This is a genomic window from Ideonella sp., from assembly GCF_041914305.1.
Taxonomy (GTDB): Bacteria; Pseudomonadota; Gammaproteobacteria; order Burkholderiales; family Burkholderiaceae_C; genus Ideonella.
Window position 1 is genome coordinate 153444 of record NZ_JAYSDQ010000010.1, and the last position, 13940, is coordinate 167383.

Here is a 13940-nt window from a genome sequence, read left to right on the forward strand (position 1 = left end):
CCGACTGTCGAAACAAGGAGACCACCATGACGACGTCACCCCGCCTGAACCCCGGCGCAGCCGCCCTGGCTTGCGCGCTGACCCTGCTGGCCGCACCGCTCACCGCCTCGGCCCAGTACACGCTGCTGACCGCCAAGCTCAATGGCGACGACCAGTGGAAGATCTACCTCACGACCCAGGTCACCACCGACGGCTACCAGTACGCCAGCGGCTGGGGCTGGCCGATCACCTACACCGCCACGCTGTGGTTGCCACCCACCTCGGCCGGCACGCACTTCAAGGACTACTGGCTCAACATCTGGGTGCAGGACGTGGGCGGTGGCGGGCCGGACCTGCTGGGCGAGTTCAAGCTCACCGGCCAGAAGGGCTGCAAGTTCGACAACGGCACCACTAGCCTGCTGACCCAGGCGGCCAAGTACTGGCATGTCAGCGCGGCGCAGCCGATCTCGGTGGGCGGCTCGCCGGTGGCCAACTTCCCGACCCCGTTCACGACCTACCTGCCGCCTTATGTGCAGCCGATGCTGACCCCGCTGAGCCTGGGCCTGAACGGCGTGCCGCCGTGGGGGCCGATGCCGGGCATCAATGCGGCGGCCGAGTGGATCACCGACCCGGCGAACACCTGGAACATGGAGGCCTGGTTCCAGGCGCATATTCGCTGCAAGTGAGTTGATTGAACACACGCCTGCAGAGGGCGTGGCGCAGGGCGACGGCGGTGCCCCCGCTCTGCGGCCCGCTCGCGGGCCACTGTTTGAGGTGAGGCACGGGCTGCCCATCAACACGGTGGTGCCTGGGGCCGGTTGGGGCGACCGCGAATGAGGGCCGCCGAGCGGGGGCACCACCATCACCCTGAGGCACCCACCCTGGCGTGGCACGCCGTGCCCTGTCACGCGGTGTGCAGGGGGCGGGTGCCCGGGGCAACTTCAGCGGCTCTTATTCGCGGTCGCCCCCACGCATCCATCGCCGCCACACCGTGTTGATGGGCCGCCCGTTGATCACCTCAAGCAGTGGCCCGCGAGCGAGCCGCGGAAGATGCCCCGGGCGGCCGGCCCACGCGCCGACCCTCGCACGCAAAAGCTCAAGCCAAGGTCCTGGTATCGATCCACTTCACCCGCCCCGTGCGCCGCTTGACCTCGTCCATCATGTGCTGCGTGCCCCCCGGCCCATCGCCGCCGGCGCCGTTCCACAGGCACAGAAAGCGCGTCTTGTCGGGGCCCCAGGCGAGTGCGGTGTTCATCAGCCAGTCGTTGCAGCGCTCGTAGGCGCTGACGCCGCGCGGGGCGGGGCCGAGGTCTTCGGGCATCAGGCGCGGTGGGTCGGGCAGTTTGGCGCGCACCGCGAACCAGCGCTCGCGCCAGGCGGCGCCGTCGGTGCTGGGCAGGATCGAGCGCTGGATGTACTCGGGCTCGTCGGTCGGCAACATGATCTGGCAGCGGATGCCGCGCGCCTGCGCCGCTTCGAGGAACAGGATGTCGCCACCCGCCGCGCACTGGCACAGCGCCAGGTCGCCCACGCCGGCGCCCAGGCTGTCGATGGCGGCACCGATCTCGCGTGCGGCAGCGCCTTCGAGCGCGGCCGGAAAGCGCGGCGTCTCGCGGCCCGGTGCGTCGACCATGTGGCCCGAGAACAGCAGCACCTGGCGCGGCACGAAAGGTGGCGCCAGGCGCTTGATTTCACGCTCGACGAGGTCGATCGCCAGCGCCGTCTCGGCGGGGCGGAAGCCCACGTCGCGCAACAGCCCCAGCGATTGCAGCGACGAGTCGAGCGCGAACCAGTCGCGGTCGGCGGCGGCGGCCGCGGCGCGGTGGTCGCGCTGCACGGCGCTGGCGTCGAAACACAGCAGGCTCAGCATCGCCTGCGACGCGCGGGCCCAGTAGTCGCGCGGGGCATGGGCCAGTGCGCTGGCCACGGCCCAGCGCACGCCGCCGAGCAGGGCCTCGGTCTCGGCCGGGCTGGTGTCGCCGCCCAGGTGCGCGCGCAGCACCGTCAGCATCAGCGCGTTGATGCCCGAGTAGTGGTGCGACGGGTCGGCCATGAACGCACTGCGGTACGGTGCGATCGCCTCGCCCAGGCTCGCGTCTTCGAGCGCCGCGGCGTCCTTCAGCGCGCCGGGCTCGAGCGCCACGGCCGCACCCGGCGCCGGGTGCCAGCGGCCGACCCAGCCGTCTTTTTCGACCCGGCCAGCGAGGGCCCAGCATTCGGCGTCGGTCGGGTGGTCGTGGGTCAGCGCCTGCGTCCACTCGCGGGCCTCTTCGAAGCGGCCGAGGCGGCCGAGGCAGATGGCCTTCTTCTGCCGCGCCTGGATGTCTTCGGGGTCGATCGCCAGTGCGGCGTCGAACTGCTCCAGCGCCAGGCCGGGCTGCTGCAGCTTCAGCAGCGAGTTGCCGGCCTCGCGCTTGGCTTCGAGCGCCAGCGCGCGGGTCGGTGTCTCGTTGGCCAGCGTCATGATGTCGCCCGGCCGGTTGCGCTGGCGCGCCACCTCCATCCGCCGCGCCCAGTCGTTGTAGCTGTCGCTGAACTCATTGGCATCGGCCAGCAGCAGCTTGTGCCACTGCGGCTGCTGCAGGTGCGGCAGCAGCGCGTAGACCGGGCTGACCTTGCGCCGCGTCGAGGTGGCCAGCGTCTCGCGCGCCATCGTTGCCAGGCGCTCGATGTCGGCCGGCAGCGTCGCCGCATCGGGCGCGCCCAGGGCCAGGTGGTAGCGCAGCTTGCGCTCGGTGTAGGTGTCGAAGGCCTTGGCGCTGTCGGCATCGACGCCCCAGCTGGCGTCGGCGCCGTACACCAGCACCACGCCGCGCGCGCGCAGCGCATGGCGCACGCCGAGCTCGTACCAGACGTTGGCGTTGGCCAGCGTCAGGTCGGCCACCACCAGGTCGGCCACCAGCAGCTCCTGGAACATGTCGACGCGGATGTCGCCGGCGCGCATCTCTTCATCGGCCCGAAACACCTCGCAGCCCGCGGCTTCGAGCGCCGGGCGGATCAGCTCGTCGAGCACGCGGTTGAAGTCGATCGCCTGGCCGCCGGGGCCGGGCTTGGGGCCGAAGGGCATCGCGATGAAGGCGTGGGGTTTCATGGCACTGCGGCGCTGGGGCCGGGGGTCAGACAAAGCCGCGCCAGTGATCGGGCCGCACGACCTGCGCGGCGTAGGTGGCCCCGAGCTGCTGGATGCGCGGGATGTGGTCGACCGAGTCCATCACCTGCACCGCCCGCGGGTCGAGGTCGTTCAGGCCCAGCGCGTCGAGCCCAGCGCGGCTGACCTCGGGGTCGTAGCGCACGTAGCTGAACTGCTTCTGGCAGGTCGAGGTCGCCGCGCCGGCCAGGCCGACGAGGTCACCGACCTCGTGGTCCAGCTCGGAGCCGTAGCGGCAGTCGCCGACCACGCGGCAGGCCATGTCCCAGCCGGCGCTGGCGGCGTTCATCAGCGCGCCGGGGATGTTCTTCGCATGGTCGAGCAGCCACAGGTCGTCGGCCTGCAGGTCGGGCCGCGCCTTGGCCGCGCCGCCGGTGCCGACCGAGACGATCAGCAGCTCGTCGGGCCCGGTCTGCCAGTTCACCTGGTAGGGGCGCGCGGTGACCATCTGGAAGGCGAGGAACGCCGGGTTGTTGTAGGTGGTGACGCCACCGTCGACGAAGACGAACTGGTGCTCTTTCTCGCTGCCCTGGCCGAGCGTGACGACCTCGGGCGGGAAGAAGGTGGGCGCCGCGGTGCTGGCGCGCACCAGCTGCCACAGCGGCAGGTGCAGGTTGCAGTCGGGCCGCGCCAGCTGGTTGTACTTGGCGCGCGGGTGGTTGCTGACCGGCCACGGCGAATCGGTCGAGTGGTTGCGCAGCACCATCATCAGCAGCGTGCGCAGGCCGGGGTCGCCGAGCGTGGCGGGGCGGGCGTCGGCGGGGTGGCCGAGCGCGCGGTTCAGCTCGGTCTTCAGCTTGGCGGCCAGCGGCTCGTCTTCGTAGCTGTACTTCAGCCGGTTCAGGATGCTGGCCTTGTGGAACATGTCCTGCCCGCTGTCGACATAGAAGCGGCGGATCTGCGCGACGCTCATGCCGGCCGAGATGCAGGCGGCGATGATCGCGCCGGTCGAGGTGCCGCAGCAGAAGTCGAACCAATCGGCCAGCACCAGGTGCGGCTGGCCGGTCTGGGCACGCAGCTCGGCCTCGATCACGGCCAGGATCTCGACGCTGACCAGGCCGAGGATGCCACCGCCATCGCAGGCCAGGATCTTCTTCGGGCCGGGGGCGTCCAGGCGTTGCAGCAGGGCGGTGCTCATCGGGGTCTCCTTGGGGTGGGGCGGCGGTTCGCGCGGCCGCATCGCGGGTCAGGCTGTGCCTGTGTCATGCAGCACATGCGGGCAGGCTGCGCCCACCTCATGCACATGCCGGCAGGCTGCGCCCGCCGGGGGCACACAGCGCCTTGTCGAACCAGATCTCGTACGTGTCGGTGGCCGGTTGCGCGCGGCGCAGAAAGGCCAGCTCGACCGGGGCGCCGGCGGCGTCTTCGAGTGCCTTCTGGCACCAGCGCGCGAGGTCGGGGTCGCTCGCGCCTTGCACCCGCAGGCTCGGCTTGGCGGGGGCGCGCGCCTCGCCGGTGAGCTCGATCGCCGGCGTCACGTAGCCGGCGGCGGCCAGGCGTTGCGCCAGCGCCTGCGCGATCGGGCGCTGGCTTTCGCGCGCGATCTGCAGGTAGGCGACCGGGCGCCGCTGGGCGCTGCGTTCGATGGCGCTGGTCAGGCGCGAGGCCGCGCCGGCGGTGCTTGGTGCCAGCGGCGACGCGGCCAGTTCGCCCAGCAGTGCCTGCAGCGGCGCCCGCACCTCGCGCAGCGACGACGGGCTGGCGCGTTCGAGCAGCGCCAGCGTCGCGTCCAGGCCCTGGCGGGTGGCCTCGGCCTGCGGCGCGCTGCTCAGCGCGCGGCGGGCCTGCGTGATCGCCGACGGCAGCGCCTCGGCGGCGCCGGCCGGGTCCAGCGTCAACGAGGTGCTGGCCGCCAGGCGGCTGTCGCGGTCGGCGCTGAACAGCGCTTCGCTGCGGCTGCGGGCGGCCTGCGCGATCTCGGCCGCCGCCGGCACACGCTGGCGCGGCACGGCGCTGGCGGCGGTGGGCGGCACAGGCGGTACCGGTGGCCGCGCCACCTCGACCGGCCGGTCCGGCACGCCGGCGCCGCTGCCGGTGCGGCCCGGCGCGGTGCTGCCCACGCTGGCCGGCGGCGGCACGGGCGCGGTGTCGTCGATGCGCACCGGCGCGGGGGCGGGGTGGGCGCCTTCGCCGGTGCCGCCGGCCTCGGCCTCATCGTCCAACTGCACCGGCCGGCTCACCGCCGCGGCCGCGTCGACCTGGCTCAGCAGCGCCAGTTGTCCGCGGGCGATCACGCGCTGTGCGCCGTCGAGCCGGTCCGGCGTGTCCAGCGCGCGCTGGAAGTGCAGGCGCGCATCGGCCCGCAGCGCTTCGAGCAGCTCGCCGCTGGGCGGTGGGCTGCCGCGCAGCATCAGCTGGGCGTACAGGTGGGCGAGAAAGTAGTGCGCGGTGGCCAGGCCACCATCGAGCTCGATCGCGCTGGCGTATTCGCTTTGGGCGCTCTCCAGCCGCGGTGGGTTGGCGAAGTGGTCTGCCAGCGCCTGGCCGAGGTGGGCCAGCGCCTCGGCGCGGTTGAAGCGCCGCCAGCCCACCAGGCCCAGGCCGACCGCACCGACGGCCCCCGCCACGCCCAGGCCCAGCACCAGGCGGCGCTTGCGCCGACGGTGGCCCAGCGTGTCTTCGCTGGCCAGCTGCGCCAGCCTGGCCTGGCGGGCCGCTTCGTTGGCCTGGGTGTCGCGCGGGCCGGCTTTGTCCAGCCGCTGGCGAACCTGGTTGACCAGCGCCACGCAGGCCTCGGCGTTCGGGGCGCCGTCCCAGTCGAGCAGGTCCAGCGTGTGCAGCGTGCCGAAGCCCAGCGGCAGCTCGACCGGGCTGATGCGCACCGGCACCAGCTTGCCCATGTCGCGCGCGCGGCCCGACTCGTCGCGCACGAAGTCCGACGCGACCGAGGCGGCCGACCACAGCACGATCGCCACCGGCGCGGCGCGCAGGTTGTGCTCGATCTCGGCCGCGAAGTCTCCGCCGCCGGTCAGCTCACGGTCCCACCAGACGTCGATGCCGCGGCGCTGCAGCGCCTGGGCCAGCGCCAAAGCGGTGTCGCGGTCTTCGCGGGCATAACTGATGAAGAGGTCGGGCATCGCGGCGCGGTGTCGTCGAACCGGCGCCAGCATCGCCGCAAAGCGGCGCGGCCGCAAGGCAGAGTCGACCCCAGAGCAAGGGGGATCGGCATCCCCAGGGAGTGGGGCGGCCTCAAGAAACGAAGGGCCGCTCCCGAGTTTCTTGATCCCCCTCGGGGGGCGGGCCGGGCGCCGCCCGGACCTGGGGGCACTGCGATGTTATGCGGCCGCCTCGGCGTCGACCGGCAACGTGCGCAGCAGGTCCGACGCGCCGCTTTCGCCCAGCGGCGCGGCGTAGAGGTAGCCCTGGCCGCGGCGGCAGCCGAGCTTGTGCAGGGCCTGGGCTTGCGCCGGGGTCTCGATGCCTTCGGCGATGACGTCGGCGCCGATCGCGGCACCGATCGCGACGATCGCTCGGGCGATCGCGTCGCCGCGCGCCGCGCCGGTCTCCAGGGACGAAGGGCCGCCCCCAAGTCCCTTGACCCCCTCGGGGGGCGGGTTGGACGCCAGACCAGCCCTCGGGGCGCCGAGATTGCGCACGAAGGCGCGGTCGATCTTCAGCGTCGTGATCGGGAAGCTGTCCAGGTAGGCGAGCGACGAGTAGCCGGTGCCGAAGTCGTCGATCGCCAGGCCGAAGCCGGCGTCGCGCAGGCGACCCAGGCGGCCCAGCATCAGCTCGGTGCGGTCGACCAGCAGCGATTCGGTCAGCTCCAGCTCGACCGCGCTGGCCGGCAGCTGGCTGGCCTGCAGCACCCCGATCAGGCGGTCGATCGCCTCGTCGCTGGCGAGCTGGCGTGCCGACAGGTTGACGCTCATCTGCAGCTGCGGGTGGATCTGGCGCCACTGGACCAGGCAGGCGCACGCCTCGCGCAGCACCCATTCGCCGATCGGCTCGATCGTCCCGCTCGCCTCGGCCAGCGGGATGAACTCGACCGGGCTGATCAGGCCCAGCACCGGGTGGCGCCAGCGCAGCAGCGCCTCGAAGCCGAAGACCACCGGCGCATTGCCGCCGGCTCCGTGGCCCGGCGACATCAGCACCTGCGGCTGGTAGACCAGGTGCAGCTCGCCGCGCTCGTGCGCGCCATCGAGCGCCTGCTCGAGCTGCTGGCGCCGGCTCGCCGGCTCGGTGCCGCCGGCGTGGTAGAGCCAGTAGCGGTTCTTGCCGCGCTCCTTGGCCTGGTACATCGCCGTGTCGGCGTGCCGCATCAGGCTGTCGCGGTCGTCGGCATGGTCGGGGTACAGGCAGGCACCGATGCTGGCCGAGACCTGGGCGCCACGCTGGTCGGCCAGGCGGTAGGGCGCGGCCAGCACCTCGACCAGCTTGGCCGTCACCGTCTCGACCTGCTCGATGTGGCTGTCGTCGTCGATGACGATCGCGAACTCGTCGCCGCCCAGGCGGCAGACACCGTCGCTGCGCCGCAGCGTGTCGGTCAGGCGCCGGCCGACCTCTTTCAGCAGCTCGTCGCCGCGGTCGTGGCCGAGGGTGTCGTTGACCTGCTTGAAGCCGTCCAGGTCGATGTAGATCAGCGCGCAGCGGCCTTGCTCGCGCGCCGCGCGATCGACCGCCGCATCGATGCGCTCGAGGAAGTAGTGGCGGTTGTGCAGCCCGGTCACCGGGTCGAAGTAGGCCAGGTCGTTCAGCCGCACCTCGGCCTGGCGGCGCTGGTGCAGCTCGTGGTTGAGCCGCTCGTCGCGCTGCTGCAGCTGGCTCATCATCTGGTTGAAGCCGCTGGCCAGCGCATCGACCTCGCGGCTGCCGCTGGCAGTGGCGCGCAGGCGAAAGTCCTGCTCGTGGCTGACGCGTTCGGTCAACTCGACCAGCCGGGTCAGCGGCTCGGCCACGCGGGCCGCGACGCGGCGCCACAGCGGCACCGACAGGATGAAGGCCAGGGCGGCCAGCGCCAGGCTGACGACGATCGTGCCGGCCAGCGCGCGGTAGGTCGAGCGCAGGCCGACCTCCATCGCCACCGTGCCGACGACCGCGCCGTGCAGCAGGATCGGCCGGTACAGCGCGGCGCCGCACCAGCGCAGATCCCACGCCCGGCCACCTTCGGGCCGCAGCACGTGGCATTCGGCGGTGGCCTGCTCGGCGGTGTAGCTGCCCAGCGTGCGGCCATCGGGCAGGAAGATGCGGGCCTGCTGCACGTCGGGCGATGCGGCCAGCGATGCCAGGATCTCGTTGGCCTCTTCGTCATTGGCGAAGGTGACCGCGGCCGAGCTGTTGCGGCCGATGATCTCGGCCTCGGTGGTCATGCTGGCTTCGAGCGACTGGCGCCGGTTGGCCGCCTCGTGCAACACCATGCCGACCGCAAAGCCCGCCAGCACCAGCGCAGTCAAGGCCAAGCCCAGCGTCGTGATCTGGCGCTGGATCGATCGTCTGCGAAGCTGGGTGAAGCGGGGCCTGCGCATGGGTAACGTTTACACGGCGGGGCGCTAGAACGCCCCGGCGACGTAGCTGGCCAGCTTCAGCATGCGAGAGCTGAAGTTCAGGTTGGCGCGGCGCGCCACCTTCAGGTTCACTTCGAAGCCCAGCCGCGCTTCGCGCTTGTGGATCTCGATCATCACACCTTTGTCGGCCAGGCCGTCGCCGTCGGTGATGGTCAGCACCGGCGCACCGGCCAGGCGGCCCAGCACCTCGTCGACCTGCGAGCGCTGGCTGTCGTCGACATACAGCGCATGGCAGCCGGTCAACGACTCGCGCGGCGCGACGTGGCGCACCTTGATGTGCAGGCCGCTCAACACCGGCTTGCCCTCGAGCTTGGCCAGTTGTTCGTCGATCGGGGTGGTGCCGAGCACGCACAGGCGAAACGGCTCGTCCGGCGGCACCGGCCACTGGGTGAACTGGATGAAGTTGAACAGGTACGCGGCCTTCAGCACGCGCTCGTCGACCTGGGCGATGGCCGGTGCCGTGTGGCCGGCCAGCAGCGTGGCCAGCAGCGGCAGCGCGGCCCAGCGGCAGCTGGCTTGCAGGCGGCCGAACAGGCGGGGGATCGCGCGCAGCGGTGAATGGGTCATGCGGCGGCCCATCAGAAGCTGCCCGTCAGTTCGATCCACGCCGAGCGGCGGCGCCGGTCGGTGGGGGGGGCGTTGTAGTACTGGTCCAGCGCTTCCTCGCGCTGGTTGGTCAGGTTGCGCCAGCCGATGCGCAGGTCGAGCTTGTCGACGAATTTCTGCGACACCAGCGTCAGGTCGACCAGCTCGTGCGGCGGGCGCGCGGCGCCGGTGGCGTCGTCGAAGCCGCCGGTGCGGCGATAGGCCAGGCTCAGGCGCAGCGTCTCGCCGATCAGCGGCGCCGACGCCTGCAGCTTGCTGACCGTGCGTGGCGAGTAGCCGAGCTGCGGGCCGGCGCTGGCCTCGGCATGCTGCCAGGCCTGGCTGCCGCGCAGGCGGAAGCCGCGCCACTGCCATTCGGCTTCGAGCTCGACGCCGCGGCCGTCGACGTGGGTCACGCCCTCGTCCGGCTGGTACAGGTGGGTGACGCGGTAGCGGTAAACGCTGCCGAGCAGGCGCAGGCTGTCGCGCCGGTATTCGGTGACCAGCTCGTTGGTCGTCACGCGCTCGTCGGACACGTCGTTGTTGGTGCCGAAGCCGCGCTCCGAGGTCGACGCGAAACGGGTTGCCCGGCCCTGCGAGAGCTTCAGCTGCCACTCTGGCGCCGGCTGCCAGACCAGCGCGGCGCGCGGGCTCCAGGCGACGTCGGAGTAGGTGCGCTTGTCGACGCGCAGGCCACCCGTGACGCGCCACTCGGGGCTCAGCGTGACCTCGTCTTCGCCCGAGAAGCCGACGCTGCGGCGGCGGTCGTCGTAGACGTAGCGCTGGCCGTCGTAGTCCAGGTAGTCGTAGCGCAGCAGCGGGTCACGCCGCACGCGGGCGCCCAGCACGATGCGGTGGCCTTCGAGGCCGTCGAAGCTGAACTGGCCGTCCATCGACCACCAGGTGCCGCTGTTCGCGTCGCGCGCGTAGCCGTACTGGGTGTCCTGGTCGCTGGTGCGGTAGGCGTAGCGCCCGCCGTTCAGGCGCAGCGAGGTGCGCCAGTGCGCGGCCGGTTCGAAGTCGTAGCCCAGCGAGACCAGCTCGTTGCGGTCGAGGTAGCTGTAGTACCAGGCCGGCCGGTTGTCGGTGAACACGCGCCGCTGCCCGCCCATCGCCTCGACACTGAAGCCTTCGTAGGTGCCCTTGAAGAACAGCCGGTGGTCGTGCGCGGTGCTGATGTCGAACAGGTCACCGATCTCGGCCGATGGCAGGCCGCTGTTCTGGTGCACGGTGGCCGACAGCAGCCACTCGGCGCCGTTGGCCAGGCGCTGGCCGCCGCTGAGGCGGACGGTGCGCTCGTTCCAGTCGCCCAGCGACGCGCTGACCTGCAGGCCGGCGATGTCGCGGCCGCGCTTGGTGACGACGTTGATGACGCCCAGGAACGCGTTGTTGCCGTAGATCGCCGAGCCGCCGCCGGGGGCGTATTCGATGCGCTCGATCAGCGCCGTGTCGATCAGCGCATCGTGGCCGAGGTAGGGCTGGTCGTACAGGTTGTCGACCGCCGGAATGCCGTCGATCAGCAGCAGCACCTTGCCGGCGAAGCTCATCGGGCCGCCGATGCCGCGGGCGCCGAGGAATACATAGTCCAGTGAATGGGTGATGTGCATGCCGCGCATCTGGTCGAGCACCTCGCCAAAGGTGCGCAGGCCGTAGATGCGGATCTCTTCCGCTGTCAAGACCGAGACCGCCGACGCGGAGTCGGTGATCTGGCGGGCGAAGCGCGCGGCGCTCACCACCTCTGTCTCGAGCAGGCTTTCGAGCGGCAGCTCGGTCAGCTCTTCGGCCCGCGCGGGGGGCGCGGCGCCGAGCCAGCAGGTGAGTGCCAGGGCCAGGGCGAAGGGGCGGCGGACGATGGCGGCAGTGGCTTGGAGGGGCATGGAACAGCCAAAAAGCGAGCGCGCACGAGCCGGGCCCGCGCAGTTCGACGGATTGTCGCCAGCCTTATCGGCCGCGGTCGCCGGAACTGAGGGCAGGCTTACCGCTTGATCGCCGCTGCTGTGACGACCATCACACCCACCCTGTAGGGATATCCAGCCCGGACGACTCTGAGAGAGCGCCCAGCGAAAAAAGCCGCGCCGGGGCGACCCGGGGCCGCCCCGGCGCGGCCGGGTGCACCACCCGCCGGTGGGGGCGGGTGGGCAGGTTGGACAGGCGTGTGACGCGGTCAGCGCACCCGGCCTTCCTTCCAGGCCTGCAGCAGGCGCACGTAGTCGATCGTCTCGCCCTTGGGCTTCTCGTTGGCCAGCTTGGCCCACGGGGCGCCCTTGTCCGACAGCCACTTGTCGGGCGAGCTCTTCGGGTTCAGCTTCGGCGCGCAGGTGGCCATGCCGGCGCGTTCGAGGCGCGCCATCACGTCGTCCATCTCCTTGGCCAGGTTGTCCATCGCGCCCTGCGGGGTCTTCTCGCCGGTCACCGCCTGGGCCACGTTCTTCCACCACAGCTGGGCCAGCTTCGGGTAGTCGGGCACGTTGGTGCCGGTCGGCGTCCAGGCGACGCGGGCCGGGCTGCGGTAGAACTCGATCAGGCCGCCGTACTTGGCCGCGTTCTCGGTGAAGTAGTCGCTGCGGATGTCGGAGTCGCGGATGAAGGTCAGGCCGACGATCGACTTCTTCAGCGACGTGGTCTTGGCGGTGATGAACTGCGCATACAGCCAGGCGGCGGCGGTGCGGTTGGGGTCACCGTCCTTGAAGAAGGTCCAGGAGCCCACGTCCTGGTAGCCGTTCTGCATGCCCTGCTTCCAGTACGGGCCGTTCGGGCCGGGCGCCATGCGCCACTTCGGCGTGCCGTCGGCATTGACCACCGGCAGGCCCGGCTTGGTCATGTCGGCGGTGAAGGCGGTGTACCAGAAGATCTGCTGCGCGATCTGGCCCTGCGCCGGCACCGGGCCGGCTTCGCCGAAGGTCATGCCGGTGGCTTCCTTGGGCGCGTACTTCTTCATCCAGTCGACGTACTTGGTCAGCGCGTAGACGGCCGCCGGCGAGTTGGTGGCGCCGCCACGCTCGACCGAGGCGCCGACCGGCGCGCACTTCTTGTCGTCCACGCGGATGCCCCACTCGTCGACCGGCACGCCGTTCGGGATGCCCTTGTCGGCGGTGCCGGCCATCGACAGCCAGGCGTCGGTGAAGCGCCAGCCGAGCGACGGATCCTTCTTGCCGTAGTCCATGTGGCCGTAGATCGGCTTGCCGTCGATCGTCTTCACGTCGTTGGTGAAGAACTCGGCGATGTCCTCGTAGGCGCTCCAGTTCAGCGGCACGCCCAGGGCGTAGCCGTACTTCGCCTGGAACTTGCGCTGCAGGTCCTTGCGCGCGAACAGGTCGGCGCGGAACCAGTACAGGTTGGCGAACTGCTGGTCGGGCAGCTGGTAGAGCTTGCCGTCCGGCGCGGTGGTGAAGCTGGTGCCGATGAAGTCCTTCAGGTCCAGCCCGGGGTTGGTGAACTCTTTGCCCGGCCCGGCCATGTAGTCGGTCAGGTTCATGATCTTGCCGTAGCGCCAGTGCGTGCCGATCAGGTCGGAGTCGCTGATCCAGCCGTCGTAGATCGACTTGCCCGACTGCATCGAGGTCTGCAGCTTCTCGACCACATCGCCTTCCTGGATGATGTCGTGCTTGACCTTGATGCCGGTGATCTCGGAGAACGCCTTGGCCAGCGTCTTCGATTCGTACTCATGGGTGGTGATGGTTTCGGAGACGACCGAGATCTCCTTGACACCCTTGGCCTTCAGCTTCTCGGCCGCGTCGATGAACCATTTCATTTCGGCCAGCTGCTGGTCCTTGCTCAGCGTCGAAGGCTGGAACTCGCTGTCGATCCACTTCTTGGCTGCGGCTTCGTCTGCCCAGGCCTGCCCACCGAGCGCGCAAGTCGCTGCCAGGGCGAGTGCGGTATGGCGCACCTTCATTTGCTGTCTCCTCATTCACTGCTGCTTCCCCGTGTGCGGTTGGGTTACCACGGCCCCGGGGAAGCACCGGGCCGGATCCCGAGGACCTTGGGGTGTCAGCCCTTGCGCATGATCAGCGCCAGCACACCCATCGAGAGGACGAAACTGATCCAGATGCTCGGCTCGGCCTCCAGCGAGAACCATTCGGCGAACTTGCCGGCCAGGCCGACGAACGCGAGGTTGACGTAGGCGGCGCTGAGCAGGCCGATGAACAGGCGGTCGCCGCGCGTGGTGGCGATCGGCAGCCAGCCCTTGCGCATCGTCGTGGGCGACTTGATCTCCCACACCGTCATGCCGGCCAGCATCAGCACGATGCAGGTGAAGAAGACCGCCACCGGGGTGGTCCAGACCATCCAATCAAACATGGTTCGAGCTCCTGGTTTGTTGTGCTCGGTGGGCGGCGGCGCGGCCGAGGGCCGGCAGGCGGCGGGGCTCATTGACCGGCGCCCTCGCCTGCGGCGAGGGTTCCCTGCAGTGCTCGCGTTCGTGGCCGCTGTCGAACTCGCTTCGCTCACAACGCTCAAACAGTCGCCAGCGAGTCAGATGACGAGGCTCGCTGCGCTCGCTGCCACGAACACTGCGCGCTTCGGCGCCTCGAAATCGCCCCACCGCCTGCCGGCCCCCGGCCGAGTCCATCGTGGGTGGTAGGGCAAGGGGATTCCGTACCGGTGCGGTGCCGCCGACCGTGACAGGCTGGGAGCCGGTACCCGCTTGGGCGATTTGGAAGCGCCGAGAAGCGCAGGCCTTGTAGCGGCGCGCGTCAGCGCGCTTCGTAGACTGACTCACTGGC

General features: G+C 70.7%; 9 protein-coding genes. 1 reads left to right on the forward strand and 8 read right to left on the reverse strand.

All coding sequences use genetic code 11. The annotated features are described in order from the left end of the window. Positions 1-26 precede the first annotated feature (26 nt). Positions 27-665 (forward strand): hypothetical protein, encoded by a 639-nt coding sequence (locus ACE3SG_RS15115; RefSeq protein ID WP_374566257.1) that lies wholly within the window; start codon positions 27-29, stop codon positions 663-665. A gap of 410 nt (positions 666-1075) precedes the next feature. On the opposite strand, the gene ACE3SG_RS15120 is transcribed toward ACE3SG_RS15115, so the two are convergent. The 8 genes from ACE3SG_RS15120 to ACE3SG_RS15155 all read right to left on the reverse strand — a co-directional run bounded on the left by ACE3SG_RS15120 (position 1076) and on the right by ACE3SG_RS15155 (position 13515). Then, positions 1076-3070, reverse strand: a complete 1995-nt coding sequence (locus ACE3SG_RS15120; RefSeq protein ID WP_374566259.1) for a tetratricopeptide repeat-containing protein — start codon at positions 3068-3070, stop codon at positions 1076-1078. A 25-nt stretch (positions 3071-3095) separates the two neighbouring features. Then, positions 3096-4265 carry a patatin-like phospholipase family protein gene (locus ACE3SG_RS15125; protein ID WP_374566260.1) on the reverse strand — a complete coding sequence of 390 codons (1170 nt, stop codon included), beginning with the start codon at positions 4263-4265 and terminating at the stop codon, positions 3096-3098. Between the two features lie 97 nt (positions 4266-4362). Continuing rightward, positions 4363-6204, reverse strand: a complete 1842-nt coding sequence (locus ACE3SG_RS15130; RefSeq protein ID WP_374566262.1) for a TIR domain-containing protein — start codon at positions 6202-6204, stop codon at positions 4363-4365. Positions 6205-6402: 198 nt separating this feature from the next. Next, a complete protein-coding gene (locus ACE3SG_RS15135) occupies positions 6403-8592 on the reverse strand; it encodes a putative bifunctional diguanylate cyclase/phosphodiesterase (protein ID WP_374566263.1) in 2190 nt (729 codons plus the stop codon). Between the two features lie 24 nt (positions 8593-8616). Further along, entirely contained in the window at positions 8617-9198 is a 582-nt protein-coding gene (locus tag ACE3SG_RS15140; protein WP_374566265.1) for a YfiR family protein, read from the reverse strand. Positions 9199-9209: 11 nt separating this feature from the next. Next, positions 9210-11093: a TonB-dependent receptor plug domain-containing protein gene (locus tag ACE3SG_RS15145; protein WP_374566267.1), complete on the reverse strand. Its 1884-nt coding sequence runs from the start codon at positions 11091-11093 to the stop codon at positions 9210-9212. 287 nt (positions 11094-11380) lie between these two features. Then, positions 11381-13111 (reverse strand): ABC transporter substrate-binding protein, encoded by a 1731-nt coding sequence (locus ACE3SG_RS15150; RefSeq protein ID WP_374566269.1) that lies wholly within the window; start codon positions 13109-13111, stop codon positions 11381-11383. 95 nt (positions 13112-13206) lie between these two features. Continuing rightward, entirely contained in the window at positions 13207-13515 is a 309-nt protein-coding gene (locus ACE3SG_RS15155) for a DUF2160 domain-containing protein (RefSeq protein ID WP_374566271.1), read from the reverse strand. Between the last annotated feature and the right edge of the window lie 425 nt (positions 13516-13940).

What these genes read in the sequence shown, in the direction of transcription:
- ACE3SG_RS15145 (WP_374566267.1), bottom strand. Translation starts at nt 11,093, where the DNA reads ATGCCCCTCCAAGCCACTGCCGCCATCGTCCGCCGCCCCTTCGCCCTG.
- ACE3SG_RS15135 (WP_374566263.1), bottom strand. Translation starts at nt 8,592, where the DNA reads ATGCGCAGGCCCCGCTTCACCCAGCTTCGCAGACGATCGATCCAGCGC.
- ACE3SG_RS15150 (WP_374566269.1), bottom strand. Translation starts at nt 13,111, where the DNA reads ATGAAGGTGCGCCATACCGCACTCGCCCTGGCAGCGACTTGCGCGCTC.
- ACE3SG_RS15140 (WP_374566265.1), bottom strand. Translation starts at nt 9,198, where the DNA reads ATGACCCATTCACCGCTGCGCGCGATCCCCCGCCTGTTCGGCCGCCTG.
- ACE3SG_RS15115 (WP_374566257.1), top strand. Translation starts at nt 27, where the DNA reads ATGACGACGTCACCCCGCCTGAACCCCGGCGCAGCCGCCCTGGCTTGC.
- ACE3SG_RS15125 (WP_374566260.1), bottom strand. Translation starts at nt 4,265, where the DNA reads ATGAGCACCGCCCTGCTGCAACGCCTGGACGCCCCCGGCCCGAAGAAG.
- ACE3SG_RS15120 (WP_374566259.1), bottom strand. Translation starts at nt 3,070, where the DNA reads ATGAAACCCCACGCCTTCATCGCGATGCCCTTCGGCCCCAAGCCCGGC.
- ACE3SG_RS15130 (WP_374566262.1), bottom strand. Translation starts at nt 6,204, where the DNA reads ATGCCCGACCTCTTCATCAGTTATGCCCGCGAAGACCGCGACACCGCT.
- ACE3SG_RS15155 (WP_374566271.1), bottom strand. Translation starts at nt 13,515, where the DNA reads ATGTTTGATTGGATGGTCTGGACCACCCCGGTGGCGGTCTTCTTCACC.